The 14,847-nt window shown below is 47.0% G+C and carries 19 protein-coding genes; 4 read left to right on the top strand and 15 right to left on the bottom strand.

Annotation, left to right across the window (positions count from 1 at the left end):
• Nucleotides 1-61: 61 nt before the first annotated feature.
• Both ACMVP2_RS16750 and ACMVP2_RS16745 read right to left on the bottom strand, forming a co-directional pair.
• Nucleotides 62-1,192, bottom strand: coding sequence for a YncE family protein (locus tag ACMVP2_RS16750; protein ID WP_416864288.1), 1,131 nt, complete (start codon nt 1,190-1,192; stop codon nt 62-64).
• A gap of 24 nt (nt 1,193-1,216) precedes the next feature.
• Nucleotides 1,217-2,908, bottom strand: a complete 1,692-nt coding sequence (locus tag ACMVP2_RS16745; protein ID WP_416864287.1) for a hypothetical protein — start codon at nt 2,906-2,908, stop codon at nt 1,217-1,219.
• Between the two features lie 90 nt (nt 2,909-2,998).
• Here ACMVP2_RS16745 and ACMVP2_RS16740 point away from each other — a divergent pair.
• A protein-coding gene (locus ACMVP2_RS16740) for an IS3 family transposase (protein WP_416864116.1) occupies nt 2,999-4,077 on the top strand; the annotation gives its coding sequence in 2 pieces (ribosomal slippage) (nt 2,999-3,251 and nt 3,251-4,077; 1,080 coding nt in all).
• A 132-nt stretch (nt 4,078-4,209) separates the two neighbouring features.
• Here ACMVP2_RS16740 and ACMVP2_RS16735 read toward each other — a convergent pair.
• The 12 genes from ACMVP2_RS16735 to ACMVP2_RS16680 all read right to left on the bottom strand — a co-directional run bounded on the left by ACMVP2_RS16735 (nt 4,210) and on the right by ACMVP2_RS16680 (nt 12,419).
• Complete coding sequence (locus ACMVP2_RS16735; RefSeq protein ID WP_416864286.1) at nt 4,210-4,725, bottom strand: hypothetical protein; 516 nt, start codon at nt 4,723-4,725, stop codon at nt 4,210-4,212.
• Between the two features lie 495 nt (nt 4,726-5,220).
• Nucleotides 5,221-6,147, bottom strand: a complete 927-nt coding sequence (locus ACMVP2_RS16730) for a hypothetical protein (RefSeq protein ID WP_416864285.1) — start codon at nt 6,145-6,147, stop codon at nt 5,221-5,223.
• Nucleotides 6,148-6,308: 161 nt separating this feature from the next.
• Nucleotides 6,309-6,938 (bottom strand): NAD(P)H-dependent oxidoreductase, encoded by a 630-nt coding sequence (locus tag ACMVP2_RS16725; protein ID WP_416864284.1) that lies wholly within the window; start codon nt 6,936-6,938, stop codon nt 6,309-6,311.
• A gap of 5 nt (nt 6,939-6,943) precedes the next feature.
• Nucleotides 6,944-7,390: a DMT family transporter gene (locus ACMVP2_RS16720; RefSeq protein WP_350097211.1), complete on the bottom strand. Its 447-nt coding sequence runs from the start codon at nt 7,388-7,390 to the stop codon at nt 6,944-6,946.
• Nucleotides 7,391-7,394: 4 nt separating this feature from the next.
• Nucleotides 7,395-8,372: a cyclase family protein gene (locus ACMVP2_RS16715; protein WP_416864283.1), complete on the bottom strand. Its 978-nt coding sequence runs from the start codon at nt 8,370-8,372 to the stop codon at nt 7,395-7,397.
• A gap of 158 nt (nt 8,373-8,530) precedes the next feature.
• On the bottom strand, nt 8,531-8,833 hold the full coding sequence (locus ACMVP2_RS16710) for a helix-turn-helix domain-containing protein (RefSeq protein WP_416864282.1): 303 nt from the start codon (nt 8,831-8,833) through the stop codon (nt 8,531-8,533).
• Nucleotides 8,817-9,158, bottom strand: coding sequence for a type II toxin-antitoxin system RelE/ParE family toxin (locus tag ACMVP2_RS16705; protein WP_416864281.1), 342 nt, complete (start codon nt 9,156-9,158; stop codon nt 8,817-8,819). The genes ACMVP2_RS16710 and ACMVP2_RS16705 overlap by 17 nt, the downstream gene beginning before the upstream one ends.
• 108 nt (nt 9,159-9,266) lie before the next feature.
• Nucleotides 9,267-9,845, bottom strand: coding sequence for a Crp/Fnr family transcriptional regulator (locus ACMVP2_RS16700; protein WP_416864280.1), 579 nt, complete (start codon nt 9,843-9,845; stop codon nt 9,267-9,269).
• Between the two features lie 48 nt (nt 9,846-9,893).
• The gene (locus ACMVP2_RS16695) at nt 9,894-10,433 is read right to left on the bottom strand and encodes a hypothetical protein (RefSeq protein WP_416864279.1); all 540 of its coding nucleotides are present in this window, start codon (nt 10,431-10,433) and stop codon (nt 9,894-9,896) included.
• The gene (locus ACMVP2_RS16690) at nt 10,426-10,893 is read right to left on the bottom strand and encodes an N-acetyltransferase (protein WP_416864278.1); all 468 of its coding nucleotides are present in this window, start codon (nt 10,891-10,893) and stop codon (nt 10,426-10,428) included. Before ACMVP2_RS16690 ends, ACMVP2_RS16695 begins: the two co-directional genes overlap by 8 nt.
• Nucleotides 10,894-10,999: 106 nt before the next feature.
• Nucleotides 11,000-12,133 carry a Gfo/Idh/MocA family protein gene (locus tag ACMVP2_RS16685; protein ID WP_416864277.1) on the bottom strand — a complete coding sequence of 378 codons (1,134 nt, stop codon included), beginning with the start codon at nt 12,131-12,133 and terminating at the stop codon, nt 11,000-11,002.
• A 34-nt stretch (nt 12,134-12,167) separates the two neighbouring features.
• Entirely contained in the window at nt 12,168-12,419 is a 252-nt protein-coding gene (locus ACMVP2_RS16680; RefSeq protein WP_416864276.1) for a hypothetical protein, read from the bottom strand.
• Nucleotides 12,420-12,651: 232 nt separating this feature from the next.
• On the opposite strand from ACMVP2_RS16680, the gene ACMVP2_RS16675 reads away from it, so the two are divergent.
• Both ACMVP2_RS16675 and ACMVP2_RS16670 read left to right on the top strand, forming a co-directional pair.
• Nucleotides 12,652-13,236 carry a porin family protein gene (locus ACMVP2_RS16675; RefSeq protein ID WP_416864275.1) on the top strand — a complete coding sequence of 195 codons (585 nt, stop codon included), beginning with the start codon at nt 12,652-12,654 and terminating at the stop codon, nt 13,234-13,236.
• 81 nt (nt 13,237-13,317) lie between these two features.
• On the top strand, nt 13,318-13,491 hold the full coding sequence (locus ACMVP2_RS16670) for a hypothetical protein (protein WP_193217767.1): 174 nt from the start codon (nt 13,318-13,320) through the stop codon (nt 13,489-13,491).
• An 8-nt stretch (nt 13,492-13,499) separates the two neighbouring features.
• On the opposite strand, the gene ACMVP2_RS16665 is transcribed toward ACMVP2_RS16670, so the two are convergent.
• Nucleotides 13,500-13,967: a nuclear transport factor 2 family protein gene (locus ACMVP2_RS16665; protein ID WP_416864274.1), complete on the bottom strand. Its 468-nt coding sequence runs from the start codon at nt 13,965-13,967 to the stop codon at nt 13,500-13,502.
• A 192-nt stretch (nt 13,968-14,159) separates the two neighbouring features.
• Between ACMVP2_RS16665 and ACMVP2_RS16660 the strand changes: the two genes are divergently transcribed.
• Nucleotides 14,160-14,738 (top strand): Crp/Fnr family transcriptional regulator, encoded by a 579-nt coding sequence (locus ACMVP2_RS16660; RefSeq protein WP_416864273.1) that lies wholly within the window; start codon nt 14,160-14,162, stop codon nt 14,736-14,738.
• Nucleotides 14,739-14,847: the final 109 nt, after the last annotated feature.

Below are 14,847 nucleotides of genomic sequence, written 5' to 3'. Positions count from 1 at the left end.
GGTAGCTACAAAAAAAGGATCAGTCCCCCTGATCCTTTTGAACTCTTTAATCGATGTAAAGCTATTCCATCTTCCAAAAAATAATCCCACCAGCCTGCTTGCCCATGTCAACGGAAGCTACTTTTGTCCCTTTTTTGATATCGATTACATCCATGGTACCGGGTTCTCCGCCAATTCCTTCTACAGAAACGAAAGCGTACTTGCTATCGGATGAAATGGACACGCCATGCGACACTTTGCGGGTGTTCTTTATTCTGGCGGTTTCCTTCGCTTTCTTCAAGTCCCACACACCGGTCTCGGCGCTGCCTTTGTAGGTGGCCACCAGCCAACGGCCGTCCGGCGACACGTCCACATTGTAAGGTGCTTTCCCAGTTTTGAAGCGGTTGGTGATCGCCCATTTGTCGAGATCCACTTCCAATATCTCATCGGAGCCATTGCCAGCCACATACACTTTTCTTTCTGTGGGATGAGGAATGGCCCAGGTAGGCTTAACAGCGCTATGATACATCGGTTTGCTAGCTCCCATCATCGAATGATCCATCTTTGAATGATCCATGGCACTGTGGTCCATCCCACCCATGCTGGCCATTTCAGGCTCCTCTTCCTTTCCATCGAGATTGAGCTTTCTGGTTACTTTTAGCTTAGTTGTCGAAATCTCAAAAAGCTCGCCAGACATCATGCCCACCGAATAGTGGTACAGTCCATCAGCTGAAATCCTTGAACCATGAGGCATCACTCCGGTTTCTATGCGATCGATCTCGATCATTTCTTCCGGGTCTACCACCGACACCGTGCTGGGCACCATGTCGCCGTGCAAGTCGAAGTTCACGCAGTACAAAAGGCCGGTTGCTTTTGATACCTGCAAGGAGGCGGGAAAAAGCCCCAGCCTGACAGTGTCGACTACCTGATTGGTTTCAGTGGAAAACTTATAGAGCGTGCCGTACGGATTACCATGTGCCAGCGACAGGTACCAGTACTTTCCATCCGGACTTACATTGATGCCATGCGGCCCTTCAATTTCTGCCGGCCAGATGCCCACGGCAATGGTTTCTTCTACTGTGGCCTTCGTTCCGTCAAATTTGATGAGCGCTACCTCATCCTCTGACTCAGCAGTGACATATACATAGTAATTCTGCGCACCAGCACTGTAACCAAAGAAGATGGCCGCCGACAGCAAGAATGATTTGATCATAGTATTCATATGCAAAGCGTCAGCTTACTTAGTTTGTATCTTGGTGTTCTCTGGCTCTACCGGCCTCAGCTTGGCCGACCACAACCCACTGTTCCAGTCGGAATAGAAAATATGGCCTTTGTGCGGCTGAGCTCCCCAGGTAAATGGCGCATTGGCTATGTAGCCATCGGGATCTTCCGGCACGATCCAGGCAATCTCACGGCCCTGACGATTCAGGTCGCCCAACAGCTCTCCGCTCAAGTCAACCACCCGCACACCTGCATTGTAGAAAGCTGCATACAGCACGTCGCCCTCTATCCAGAAATTGTGCGATCCCGCAAACGGCACCTGAAACCAGGCCACCTCCTTAGGGTTTTTAAGGTCTGTGAAGTCGATGATATGAAGGAAGCCCGCTGCTCTGCCAGGCTTACGGCCATCGGGGTCAAGTCCGTAAGGAAACTCCTCGTCGCCGAGAATGACGTAGAATTTACCCGTCTTTTCGTCTTTGTAAGGAAACGCCGCATGGTTCGATCCACTTGGATAGGCATAGCTGGCAAACTGCACCGGGTTCGACGGAGAGCCACCGGCAATACCATTGCCCACGTCGACCAGTTGGACGCCGTCGTCCCAGTTAGAAGAATAAGCGATGCCATCATGCACCCAAACGTCGTGGATGGCGTGACCTGGCGTATCCAGCTCAAACTCCCCTACAATCCTGGGCTTGGCCGGATCTTCAATATTGATAGAGTAGTATTTTCTGCCTGCGCTCAGTGCGTAGACGTGCTTTTTGTAAATGAAGACATTGTGTACACCTCCGGTTAGGTTTTCAGAAAACTCAGAGATAACCTTCGCATCTCTTGGATTGGTCACGTCAATGATCACCAGGCCGTTTTTCCTGTTGGAAGCACCTTCTCTGGAGATCACGCAGATTTTCCCGTCTTCAGAAATTTTCACATCGTTCACGGTACGGGCATCTACTTTCACAGAGTCAATCAGCAGCATCCCTGCAGGATCGGTTACGTCCCAGAAGTAGGCTGTGCCATCGGCGCCCCATGTGCCGGTTACGGCGTAGTCTTTTCCGTCAACACCCTCCCAAATCCAAAAATCAGACGTGTGCTTGTTGTTGACAGAGCCCTGACCTACCAGGTCGATTTTCCGTGAGATGTTGCGGTTGTTGGCGCTCACGGTGACAGAAGCTGCGGCCGGGCCACAAGTAGCATTCAACACATAGAGCCCGGGCTGGTCTGCCACGAACTTTCCTTCCTTTGTCATTAAACCCGATGGAGCGGCAGACACGTCGTACGACTCACCAGTAAATGAATAGTTGATGGGTGCGTCTTTGACAACATTCCCACTTTTGTCCATCGCCACGGCAGTCAGTGTAAATACGTCGCCAGAGCGGCCTTCCGTCATGTCCGCTTTCAAATCAATTTTAGCAATGGGATTTTCCAATACATTCACGTCCAGCTTTCCCTGCACACCACCTACTGAAGCAGTCAGGGTCACTTTACCTTTTTCACGGGGAATTATTTTATAGAACGGCGCAACTGCGACTTTGCTTTCATCCGACGATTTCAGCGAAACAGCGACTTCCGGACGTTCAAATCCGGCTTCATCCGTCACTATCAGCGTAAGTGGCACGTTCACTCCAGCATAGATCTTGTCAGGAATTGGCCCGAAGGCTACTTTGGCTATAGGTGCTGGTGCTATATTGATGGTAATGTTCGCTCTGAGCATGGGCTCTCCCGGGCTTATCACTACTGTAAGCTCCCCTGAAGTTCGACCATTTAAAAGTTGAGAAAAAATAATCAACTTTAAATGGTAGATATGAAAAAGTCACGATTCACAGAAACACAGATTGTAAGTGCGATTAGAGCGCACGAAGCAGGGCGTAAGGCCGAGGACATTTGCCGGGAAATGGGCGTCACCACAGCGAGCTTTTATAAATGGCGTCAACGTTATGGAGGCATGGAACCCAGTGATGTAAAGAAGATGAAGGATCTTCAGGAAGAGAATGCACGCTTGAAGCGCATGTTTGCTGACCTTAGCCTGGTGCATGAGGCTTTGAAAGATGCTGTTTCAAAAAAGCTCTGACGCTTGATGAAAAAGGCGTACTGGTTCAGTTCATGGTCGAAGCGCATGGAGTGAGTCGGCGTCAAGCGTGTAAAGCAGTGAGTATGCCGAGAAGCACATACAGCTATGTACCCAAATTTAGGGATGACGGTGCGGTGATAAGAGAGCTGGAAGAACTGGTGAACAAGCACCCTTCGATAGGTTTTTGGCAATCCTATTACAGGATCAGGAAGAAAGGCTATGTATGGAATCACAAGCGTGTTTACCGAGTCTATACCGGGCTGCATCTTAATATTCGCCGCAGGTATAAAAAGCGGATTCCAGCCAGGGTAAAACAAGCTTTGTATAGGCCAGAAGGTATCAATCAGGTTTGGTCTGTAGACTTCATGAATGATAGTTTATGGGATGGTCGAAGGTTCAGGCTTTTGAATGTGATGGATGACTATAACCGGGAAGTACTAGCACTGGAAGCCGACACATCACTTCCAGCATCCAGGGTAATCAGAGTGCTAGAATACCTGAAAGAGTTCCGGGGCCTACCTAAAATGATCAGAGTGGATAATGGCCCCGAGTTTATCTCCAATCAGTTGGATCAATGGTGTCGGGGTCATCAGATCAACCTTACCTTCATCCAGCCTGGTAAGCCTATGCAAAATGGCTATGTCGAGCGATGTAACGGCAGCATTAGGAAAGAGTTACTAAATGCCAACGTCTTCCATAACCTCACAGAGGTGAGATATAAGATTGAAGAATGGCTCGATGATTACAACCGATACCGCCCCCATGAGTCACTTGGGTATCGATCTCCTGTCGAGCTATTACAAACAATATGAATACTATTTTTCCTTTTCAGCCGATGATCATTACCAAGGTGAATGCGCACAGCCTGTCAAGACCGGTTGATGCCATTGAAAATAAACAAAAATCAACCGCCTGCTTGGTCTTGACTGGCTGCCAGCAGGCACCTATTTTTGATCAGCCGGTGAAACGGAAAAGTCAACTTTTGAGTGGTCCAATTTTAGGGGGAGCTTACAGTAGAAGTAATTGAGTTCAATGAGTTTGAAGCTAGCTTCATTTAAATAGAAGATAGAATCATCTTTCTCACGATTCTTGTAACCTAATTTGATACCTCGAAGCTTAATAGTGAAATATTTGAGGCCGTACTCATAGAAATTGGAAGCCACAGTCATTCCTTTGTATGAATAATTGCAAAAATCTACGAGAATCAAATCCTTAGGGGAAATAGTTTCTGTTACCGTGATTCTATTGAGAATATTGTGCTCGTATTGGTGACTCCAATGCGCAAATTTATTATCCAACCTTTCCAGATCATTAAAGTAAATCTTAATCATCAGCTCTTCTGGCCAATTTAGTATGAGTTCGGCCTCATATTCATTGGTTACCGGCTCACTTTTTACGGGGTAGTACTTATCTAATTCGGGAATATCGAGTTTGATTCTGAAAAGTATTTTTTCTTCCATAATTGAATAATTCTAGTCGATAGTAGTTCTAAAGAGCATTACTGCTTTTGTCAACACAAAAACTGCACATCCAGATTTTAAGGCTCAGACCACATTTTTCCCTTAACAAATGAAGATAGTAAAAATGTATACAGCTGTGTTGGATTTCCAAGATGTTGGGTTGAGGTGCCCGTACGTTGCCTGCATTCCCACAGAGCTAATTTTCGACTTTTAAACTTGTAAAATACAAATATTATGAAGCTATTCAATACTAGCCTACTCCGCACCTTCCTCAACTAAAACCGCTTACTTAACTGTCATAACAAGGGTCGTCTCGAAACATGGCTACAATGAATTCCCATTGTAGCCATAATTGCCCTTCAACCTAGCTATGTTTCAGTCGTTTGCTGCGCTGCAAAGAAAAGGGGGGTATTTGAGAGAGAAAGGAACGAATGGCAACCGCTGCCTTCATTATATGCGAAATTTCCGCATAACAGGAAGCGCTAAGCAACTCGTTTATCGTTCAGAAAACCTGTTGACAGCAATCCGCTTGAAAGCATCGGGCTGTGTGGCCCATAGGTGCAATATTCCTTCGTTGTCCACTTGCAAGCCAGCAGCAGCACCAAAACTCACACCGCTTTTACAGTAAAAGGCTTTGGTAAGCACTTTTTCCATGAAGGGATCAAACGGCCCAGCCTTACTCACAAGGATTAAATCGGCGTAGTTACCATCGGTAATTTTGTAAAATCCAATGGCATAAATGGCCTCCTCACCCCTGATCAGGTTGATGGACTGGTAGCTCCCCCAATCGTCAGGAGCAGCAAAACTGTAGATAATGCTCCGGTCTACCCCGTTGGGGTCGAAGCGATAGAAATCCCAATAGCGGCTGTCCCAATTGCTGACCACTATCAGGTAGTCATTCTCTAGTGCCAGTATCCCCGTTGCACCGGAGGTTTTCAGCTGAGGCACTCCCTCCCTATCGATGGTAACGACTGGCTGGTCTTCGTAAAGGCCTTCGCCTTGGTAGTTGTACAATTGCACCTTTGACACGGTTTTCTTCACATTGTCTTCGATGCCCACACCGAGGTACTTGTCAGTCAGCTGAATGCCCCCAGCATGCCGGAGCGGCTCCTTCATCAATGGAATAAGCTTCTCGGTCTGACGTGAAGCCAGATCAGCCTGCAAAATATAGGCCTGCTTCAATGAGCTGCCCGACATCAGCAGCTTTTCAGCTCCGTCTTGCACCATTACCTGCACACCCTGCAAATGCCCGGACTTAGTGGGCACATCAATGTCATTCGCCAGCACAATGACCTCGGGTTCTGCGCTCAGCGCTTCAAAGGCAGCAGGCACATCTTTTACTTGCTGGGCCTGGCCAACGATTGGTTGCACGCTGATGAAAGCAAGCAGAAAGAACGGTTTCGCTAAATTATTGCTAAGCATACGAGTGTTGACTTCAAACAATTCACCAAGATGGCACTAATACAAAAATAACACACATCGCTGCGTGTTATTCTTGTTTTAAGAATTGTTCGTTGGATGAAAAGCAGAACACCGTGGGCACATTCAGCCTAAGCGCTTACACCCTCCTGATCATCAATCCTTCAAGCCATCTGGAACAATTCCTCCATCGACTTTCTTACTTTCTGCCGTTCCTGGGTCTCGTCTTTATCAGAGCGATAACCTACCGGCGCAATGACTGAGGCATTCAGTCCCAGTTCATCAAGGCCCAGGAGCCGGTTGTAGGCCTGCTTATCAAACCCCTCCATCGGGCAGGCATCGATCTTCAGCTCTGCACAAGCCATCAGCAAGTTGTTCAAAGCGAGGTAAGTCTGCTTCTCAGACCAGCTCTTTCGCTCTTCCGTGGGCATGCCAGCAATGGTCTTCTTGATAAATTCGCCGTACTGCTTCAGGCCGTCATCGCTTTTCCCCTGCAATTCAATGATCCGCCGGATATAGCTATCCACATGCTGGTCGTAGTTGCGGGTGTAGTTGCAAAAAACGAAAAGGTGAGAGGCATCTGTTATCTGGCTTTGGTTCCAGGAAGACTTCCTGAGCTCCTCTCTGATGTCATCGTTTTCGATGATGAGCACTTTGTAGAGCTGCAAACCATACGAGGACACCGAAAGCCTGATCGCTTCCTTCAGGAATGCCAGGTCGTGAGCGCTCACCTTCTTTTCGGGGTCAAATATTTTGGTGGCATAACGCCAGTTAAGTTTATCTATTAAGTTCATCTTATTTACGATTTTACAAGTACTACGCCGGCAATCATGACAAGCATACCGGCGATCTTTTTTATTGATACGGGCTCCAGTGGCATACCAAACCAACCAAAATGACTGGCGACAGCAGCGAAAATGACCTGGCCTGTGAGGCTGAAGGTGACTGCGGTAGAGATACCCACCCTCGGAATAACATAGTAAAACAGCGAGACGGCGATGAAGCTAAAAACGCCGCCTGCAAACCACATGTAGGCAGGAATCTGCCTCAGCTCACCGGCTGTCGGAAGCTGCCGTACAGTGGCTACTACTACCAGCAGCGTAACACTTGCACTCATCACCAGGGCGATGCCTGTAGCCACAAGTGAGTTGTTGAGCATGACACCGAGGCGGGAATTGATACCGCCCTGGATCACGACCATAATACCCACCGAAAACGAAAGGAGGAGTAATACAGGATTATTCATGGCTCTACTGCTTTGTCTGAATAGGAAATGCCACCGGACGCATGGGCGAAGCACTTGCCCCTCGCAGCTTCAGCGAGGCTGCAATAAAGACGAACTCATACACTTCGTTGGCCGAGAGCTCTTCCAGGAACATCTGTTCTATAAACATGGCCCCTTTTTCTGCCAGCAGGTACGTGTGCACAGGCACCCAGTTGTCGGTTCGCTCAGGTGGAAAAGCCTCGAAGCTCAGGTTGTCGGCGCCCAGCAGCATGATGTTCATTTCTTCCACCAGCCATTTCACAGCATCGAGGCTGATGCCAGGGTAGTTGTCGAGATAGTCAGCAGCATTTTCATAGTGCTGTGCCTGACCAGTGCGAATCAACACGACGTCGCCTTTTTGCAGCCGGACGTTCTGCTTCTTCAACACAAGCTGCAAGTCAGCGGCACTGATGCGGTAGTTTTTGGGAAGTGGCCCTTTGGCAGCTGCCACATCCAGCAGCACACCCCGGGCAATGATCGGCGGTATGGTTTCGGCACCCGTCTTTTTCCAGCCTTTGTCGCCAAGGTGTTCTTCAGGGGTGAAACCATTCCAGATCTTGCCATTCAGCCCAAAATGGTTCAGCGCATCAATGTGCGTACCCATGTGGGTGTACATGGATATGGCATCGCCGGTGTAGCTTACCTTTTGGTTCATGGCCTCCCCCAAACCATTAGGATTATCGACAACCGTACCGTGGGGTGTATGCGTGAGCCAGTACTGATAACCGGGATCGCCCAACGAATGGAAGCTCGGCATGCCAACGAAATAATCGACGCTGAGGTCGTAAACCTTGCCCGACACAATCTGCGAAAGCACCTGCAGTTGCGACGCCTCTGTCATCATGTTAAGGGTACCTATTTCATCGTCGGGGCCCCAGGGACTTTCACCAACTGCTTCTTTTTGCTGTGCCGTTGCGGCCGTAATGGTGAGCAGCGTGACCAAAATGAATGTTGTTGTTTTCATGACTTTAACTTTTTCTTACAAAGTTGGGCGTCATGAAAGCCGGTTGCCTTAAGGTATCTTAAGAACGACCCATCAACTCAAATTCTTTCTGAGGGCACTGCTCTTCGGGATGTTTCGCAGGGCATCCCAAGGAGATTCAAATGAATCCCGTTATAGATTTACAGCTTTATGGAAACGTCAACTTGTCCACCAAGACCGAGCTCCACAATTTTCTTTAAGGTCGATAGCCGAACCTCCTTTATATTGTTTTCAATTTTTGAAATATATGACTTAGTAGTTCCTACTTTTCGAGCAAGTTCTTCCTGAGTCAGCCCCTTTTCAAGTCTAGCCTCGTGGATTAGTGCTCCGATTTTAAAATTTTCGTAGCCTTCTTCCAGGTCATCTCGCTTCGGCGTGCCAACCTCACCAAAATGCTTATTCTTGAATTGATCAAGGGTCATTATATTACTTTTCTTGCTCATACTCTTGCTTAATTTTCAATGCCTTTTCGATCTCAGCCCTGGGGGTCTTTTGAGTTTTCTTCTGAAAACCGTTCATTAACACCACTAACTGTCCACCATCGAAGAAACAAAAGATTCTATAAATATTGCTTCCAGTTTGAACCCTCACTTCATACAGCCCGTCAGTTCCTTTGATGTGCTTCAGGTAAGTTTCAGAAATGCCTTTAATCTCTTCTATCAAGTTAATTGTCCAGATAATTTTCTTCTGAACTTTATCACTTTGCTTTAGAAAGAAGGATTCGAAATAATCTTTGTAGAAGATGACCTTTCTAACTTTGCTATCCACGTAGCAAATGTATCAAAAGTTTCACTTTAGTACAACTTCGCATCACGCCTCTGTCCGCATAGTTGCTCTGTCAGGCAGATCAAGCATGCACCTGACTGAACTTCCCCATCAACTCAAATTCTTCCTGATAGCACTTAAAAACTCGGGCGTTATTTTCAGGTAGGAGGCCACCATGTATTGGGGAACCCGCTGCTCGATGTCGCGGTATTTGGAGCGAAACTCCACATACCGTTCTTCGGCGGTTTTACTCATGGAGTTGATGGTGCGATCCTGCAGAGCCACATAGGCAGTTTCGAATTTCATTCTGAAAAATCGCTCGACAGCGGGCACCTCGTCATAAAGCTTGTTCAGGGTGTCTCTGTGAATTTGAAGAAGCACGCTGTCGTCGATGGCCTGAATAAACTGCCTGGCGGGCGTTTGAGTGAGGTAACTATACAAGTCGTTGATCCACCAGCCTTCGATACCAAACTGGATAATGTGCTCCTTCGTCTCCTCGTCCATGTAGTAGCTCCTGAGGCAGCCTTCGGCTATGAACCGCATGTGCGAAGAAGTTTCGCCTTTGAAGAGAAGCATCTCCTTCTTCTTTAAGGCCACTTCCTTAAAACTTTGTTTTACCAATTCCGCCTCGTTCTCCGTCAGCGGAATGGTTTCCTGCAGGTGATGTATGAGTTTATCGGATGCATCCACTTTTTATCCCGTTTTGATGCCTTGCCACAAACCTGGAGCCACTAGCTATCACACTTTGGCCAGTTTGCTGATCTTTACATGTTTCTCCACGTCAGGCCGCCATTTGTCCTGGCTGGCTATCACATCGCATATTTTCTCTTGAAAGTAAACCTGATGCCATGTTCTTTTGTGAAATTGACACACATGCTCGTATGTTTTTTCAGCATGTATCATTAGCCTTAACAGGAACTCTTCGTTTGGCTCCCGGTGGTTATTCAAAATCTGACTCAGCAAAACAGGAGTGACGTCAATGTCTTTCGCAAAACTATTTCTTCTGCTATAGATCGAATCGATGTATGAGGTTAAAAATTCGGTAAAAGCACTATGCGTGTGATAGACTGGCTCTTTAATGTATTCGTCCATTTTCAGCTTTAGCTGCAATAACTTCGCCTTGACGATTTGATCGGCCGACAGGTTTTTCATTCTCTGCAACCTGGCCTCCATTAATGCCTTGCCGTCGTCCAGTCTGTCTTTCTTTGAAGAATACCGTGAATCAACGCCATACTCTGCCCCTTCAATTTCCTTTATCTCCTTTTTTCTGCTAGTCATGGTCGTATGTCTCAATCAAATTGAAAATTTCCAATATCTCGATACTCAAAGTCAGACCCGTTACATTCATGCCGAATTTATCTATGTTGTGGCGAGCAATTAATCCGTTTGGCTTTAACGACACGCAAGCAAGCTCACCGTATTCTCTTACAGCAATTTTTGAAATAAACGTCAGTAGGTTGCCAGCAATGTTTTCAAATTTCTTGCTACTCCCTTTATTTTCTTTTGAAACGGTCAGCAGCCTAATACGCAACCTCCACTCTTCTGGAATTCTCTCTATAGAAACAAGGCCAAGTATATCTCTCGTGTTGGCTATTCTCAGCTTATACATCTCGAATTCCTTTTCTTGCTTCCAATCAAAGAAATACCTCGCCTTCGTCAGACTTGCGAAGTCACGATCGTCAACAGGCTCAATCTCTACCTTGTGGCTCGCTCCTGTTCCAGTATCAATTACTACCACAAATTAAAAATACGGAAAGTTTCCTAAAAACGTAAAGTTATTTACAAAAGTATCCGTTTTTAGGAAACAAACAGGTTGACTGCTAAGGGTATGCGAGTTGCCAGTGCTATTTCGTAATCACCAGCTTCTTCGCCTGATCCTGCGCTTTGAGTGCCAGCTCGGTGGCCAGGAAAACGTGGGCTTGTGGCAACGCCGTTTCGGTGCGGTTGAGCACATCATCCACAAACAGCTTACCAAATGGCAGCTCCACATCATTGCAGTCGATGTACCTGGTTTCTTTATGCGTTACCAAGTAGAGGTGGTTGCCCCCTTCGTGACCAGAAGCGATGTCAATATTTTTTCGTATTTCGATATAGCCTTCTGTTCCCAATATGGTCAAGCGCCCATCGCCCCAGGAGCCCAAGCCGTCAGGTGTAAACCAGTCGACCCGTACGTAGCCGGCGCCACCGTTACCTTTTACCATGGCATCACCAAAATCCTCAAACTGCGGGTACTGCGGATAGTGGTTGTTGCCTACCTGAGAGGCCACCACTTCGGCTGTGGTAGACCCTGTGAAGAAGAGGAACTGATCGAACTGATGTGATCCTATGTCGGTGATGATACCACCGTAGTACTTTTTATCAAAAAACCACTCTGGTCGGTTTGTGAGACCGATCCGATGAGGCCCCATGCCTATGGTTTGGATCACCTTGCCAATGGCACCTGACTGCACCAGCTCTCCAGCCTTCACAGTAGCCCTGTTCTCAAGCCTTTCGCTGAACATGATGTCATAGATGCGGCCTGTTGCCTTCTGCACCTTGCGTACTTCGGCCAACTGAGCAAGGGTGGTGATGCCCGGCTTATCGACCAGGTAGTCTTTACCGGCTTTCATTACCTCCACTCCCAGCGGCGCTCTGTCCACCGGGATGCCGGCGCTCAACACCACCTGTATCGACTTATCTTCAAGTATTTCTTTCTGGCTTTTAGCCAGTTTTGCTTCGGGGTATCTTTTCGAGAAGGCTGCCACCAACTCTGGCTCCGGAGCATAGAATGAAACAAGCTCGCCTCCTCCTCTTTTTACAGCTTCGGTCATGCCATAAATATGACCATGGTTCATACCTATGACCGAAAATCTGATCCTGGGTTTGTCCTGCATCATGGCCAGGGCGCTTTTTGGAAAAGAAGAAAGGAGGGCAACGCCGGTCGCTGCTGAGGCAGTGTTTTTAATGAACTGGCGACGACTGGATTGAGGATGTGTCATGTTGTAGTAGGGATTGTAGTTAAACAGGTATCGGTTACAATGACATAGACGATTTTAAAGCGATAAATCCTGACAAGCCATTGAACTTATGATAATAATACCGAAAAGAACCCAAACCGATAAGATATCCCACATGACTGGCTGCCCAACTATAAGCTATCTGTCCAAACCAAAATCGCCTTCGCCCACAAACGACCTTGCCGATCAGCGTCCTATGAAGGGCGTCATCCATGATATCGCCAACGGCAATGTAATCGCTGGTAATTTCCACTAACGTATGGGACATGGCAAAATTTCGAACACATTCAAAAGGTTGTGATACCTCTTCTCCAAATTCCCTGGAATGTGCTGACCATTTAACGCCAAGACCTCACCTTTCAACGCCGGGTGCCCCATCCGTGATATATGTAACTAATAGTTCCCCTTGTGCAACAATCCCATGGGCCATTGTGGTGAACTTTGCACTCACTTTGATGATCTACCATAATGTAATGGCGGACTCCACTCCCAAGAAAAATATGAAATCTTTTTTATTCGCACTTATTGCCCTTTTTCTCCTAACTGTTTCCACCCAGGCACAACACGTAAATATTGGCATAAAAGGCGGCCTGAACGCCTACACCATCCAGGGCGACAATAGCGGCAACTTCGACCCCAAACTCAGTTTCAATGTTGGTCTGCTGGGTCATATCCATATGGATAAGCAATTTGCACTTCAGCCAGAGGTGGTTTTTTCCGGACAAGGCACTCAATACAAAAGCGGTGGCAGCGATGTGAAGCTCAACCTGAACTATGTGAATATCCCGCTACTCTTTCAATACATGTTCGACAATGGCTTCAGACTGGAAGCAGGCCCGCAGTTGGGGATTTTGGCAAGTGCCAAGTCGGAAGTTGGCGACGGCAGCACGGATGTAAAAAACAATTACAAAAACACTGACATAGGCTTGGTTGTAGGCATGAGCTATGTGAAACCTTCCACCGGCTTTGGGTATGACCTCCGCTACGTTCACGGCCTAACGGACATCAGCGAGAACAATGCATCCAACTCTTTCAACAGAGGCTTACAATTCGGTATATTCTATCTCTTTCAACACAGATCATAAGATAAGGACAGGGTAATAGTCCGACTATTGCCCTATTCCTTTTTTTTCATGCAACCTTCCAATCTTAAAAAAACACCCAACATGAAAGCACCTTCAGCTCCTAAGAAAATTACCTGGATTATTGGTTTGATCAGCGGCATCCTTGGCATTATTGGTCACTACGCCCATGTACAGATTTTGAGTGAATACAATTACACCTTGCTGTTAGTGGGTTTTCTGGTGCTGGCCGCCGGAACGACTTTCAGAGAGATTTAAGTGCACAACTACCAATACTCGTAGATCCTGGCAATTTTTCCATCTCTGAACTCGAACAGGGTCATTTGGGGCTCGCCTTCTACTGCCTTTCCATCCTTTTTAGTAACAAAGCTTTTGCTCACGGCAATGGCGTTGAGCCCCACTATTTTGTTATGGATTTTGATATCAACGACACTCCCATCGTAGCCTCCGTTTTTCTGGTTACGCTGATAGCCTTCGTAGAGATCCTGCCTTGAATAAGTGCCTCCGTAGTGAGGGTGGATGTACTCGAAGTCGGCTGTTAAGAGATCAAAAATATTGTCGATGTCCTTTGGCCGGGAATTGGCTTGAAAAACCTTCAGGTTGAGTTCGTAGTACTTTTTGAGCACCACATTCAGTGAATCTTCATGAGTGAGTTGGGTTGATTGTGCACTGACTGTGCCTGCCACCAACATCGTAAAGAGGAACTGAAAAACGCATTTAGCTCTTTTTGTCATTTGTGAAATCATTGAGTTATAACCAAAACTAATTTTTGTCTGTACAATAAGTTGTTAATTCATTTGAGGAAAAGCCGGAACAACAGTCCAATGTTAACTTTTAGGACTGCTAAAGCGTAGATAGTTTTTATCTTTAACATATCATTAACAAAGGCATGCTCTGGCCGCCTGCTATTAACCAAACCAGAAGCCATGGTAAAGTACATCTCCGAAATGATCGGTCAGCACATGACCCTCACCGAAGAAGAAACCGAGGTACTCAACGACTGCATTCCTATTCGTAACTTCAAAAAAGGCACAATACTACTGAGAGAAGGCCAAATCGCCACTGAATGCTATTTCAACATCAAAGGCTGCGTAAGGCACTATTACCTTTCTGATGGTGAGGAAAAAACTACCCAATTCTATACCGAAGAGCAGTCAATTGCCTCCATGAACAGCTACCTCAACAAAGTGCCCGCCAACCACTATCTGGAGTGCGTGGAAGACACTACCCTGGCTGTGTTCGGCTACGAAAAAGAAAAGGAGCTGTACCGAAAGCACCCAAAGTTTGAATCGCTTTGCAGACTTTCGATGGAGGATGACTTTGGCAAGCAGCAGGAAATGCTGGCTAACTACATCATCCAAAGCCCCGAAGAGCGCTACCTTAATCTTCTCGAAACCAGGCCAGGCCTGTTGAACCGGGTACCTCAGTATCACCTGGCCAGCTATCTGGGTGTGAAACCGGAGTCGCTGAGCAGGATCAGGAAGCGGGTGGCGGAGAAGAGGTAGCATTCTTTTCGACTAAACGATCCCCTGGCCGACCTGGAGCAATCTAACAGATCGCTGCTGGGAACAGGCAGATTGCCACAGTCGCTCGGGCGACTCCTCACACAATTCA

Source organism: Imperialibacter sp. (assembly GCF_048007035.1).
Lineage (GTDB): Bacteria > Bacteroidota > Bacteroidia > Cytophagales > Cyclobacteriaceae > Imperialibacter.
The sequence above is the reverse complement of the archived record's forward strand: the minus strand, read 5'-3'. Positions and strand labels throughout refer to the sequence as shown.

Excerpts from the sequence above, each read along its gene's own strand:
- ACMVP2_RS16750 (WP_416864288.1), bottom strand. The coding sequence starts at position 1,192 with ATGATCAAATCATTCTTGCTGTCGGCGGCCATCTTCTTTGGTTACAGT.
- ACMVP2_RS16745 (WP_416864287.1), bottom strand. The coding sequence starts at position 2,908 with ATGCTCAGAGCGAACATTACCATCAATATAGCACCAGCACCTATAGCC.
- ACMVP2_RS16735 (WP_416864286.1), bottom strand. The coding sequence starts at position 4,725 with ATGGAAGAAAAAATACTTTTCAGAATCAAACTCGATATTCCCGAATTA.
- ACMVP2_RS16730 (WP_416864285.1), bottom strand. The coding sequence starts at position 6,147 with ATGCTTAGCAATAATTTAGCGAAACCGTTCTTTCTGCTTGCTTTCATC.
- ACMVP2_RS16725 (WP_416864284.1), bottom strand. The coding sequence starts at position 6,938 with ATGAACTTAATAGATAAACTTAACTGGCGTTATGCCACCAAAATATTT.
- ACMVP2_RS16720 (WP_350097211.1), bottom strand. The coding sequence starts at position 7,390 with ATGAATAATCCTGTATTACTCCTCCTTTCGTTTTCGGTGGGTATTATG.
- ACMVP2_RS16715 (WP_416864283.1), bottom strand. The coding sequence starts at position 8,372 with ATGAAAACAACAACATTCATTTTGGTCACGCTGCTCACCATTACGGCC.
- ACMVP2_RS16710 (WP_416864282.1), bottom strand. The coding sequence starts at position 8,833 with ATGAGCAAGAAAAGTAATATAATGACCCTTGATCAATTCAAGAATAAG.
- ACMVP2_RS16695 (WP_416864279.1), bottom strand. The coding sequence starts at position 10,433 with ATGACTAGCAGAAAAAAGGAGATAAAGGAAATTGAAGGGGCAGAGTAT.
- ACMVP2_RS16685 (WP_416864277.1), bottom strand. The coding sequence starts at position 12,133 with ATGACACATCCTCAATCCAGTCGTCGCCAGTTCATTAAAAACACTGCC.
- ACMVP2_RS16680 (WP_416864276.1), bottom strand. The coding sequence starts at position 12,419 with ATGTCCCATACGTTAGTGGAAATTACCAGCGATTACATTGCCGTTGGC.
- ACMVP2_RS16675 (WP_416864275.1), top strand. The coding sequence starts at position 12,652 with ATGAAATCTTTTTTATTCGCACTTATTGCCCTTTTTCTCCTAACTGTT.
- ACMVP2_RS16670 (WP_193217767.1), top strand. The coding sequence starts at position 13,318 with ATGAAAGCACCTTCAGCTCCTAAGAAAATTACCTGGATTATTGGTTTG.
- ACMVP2_RS16665 (WP_416864274.1), bottom strand. The coding sequence starts at position 13,967 with ATGACAAAAAGAGCTAAATGCGTTTTTCAGTTCCTCTTTACGATGTTG.
- ACMVP2_RS16660 (WP_416864273.1), top strand. The coding sequence starts at position 14,160 with ATGGTAAAGTACATCTCCGAAATGATCGGTCAGCACATGACCCTCACC.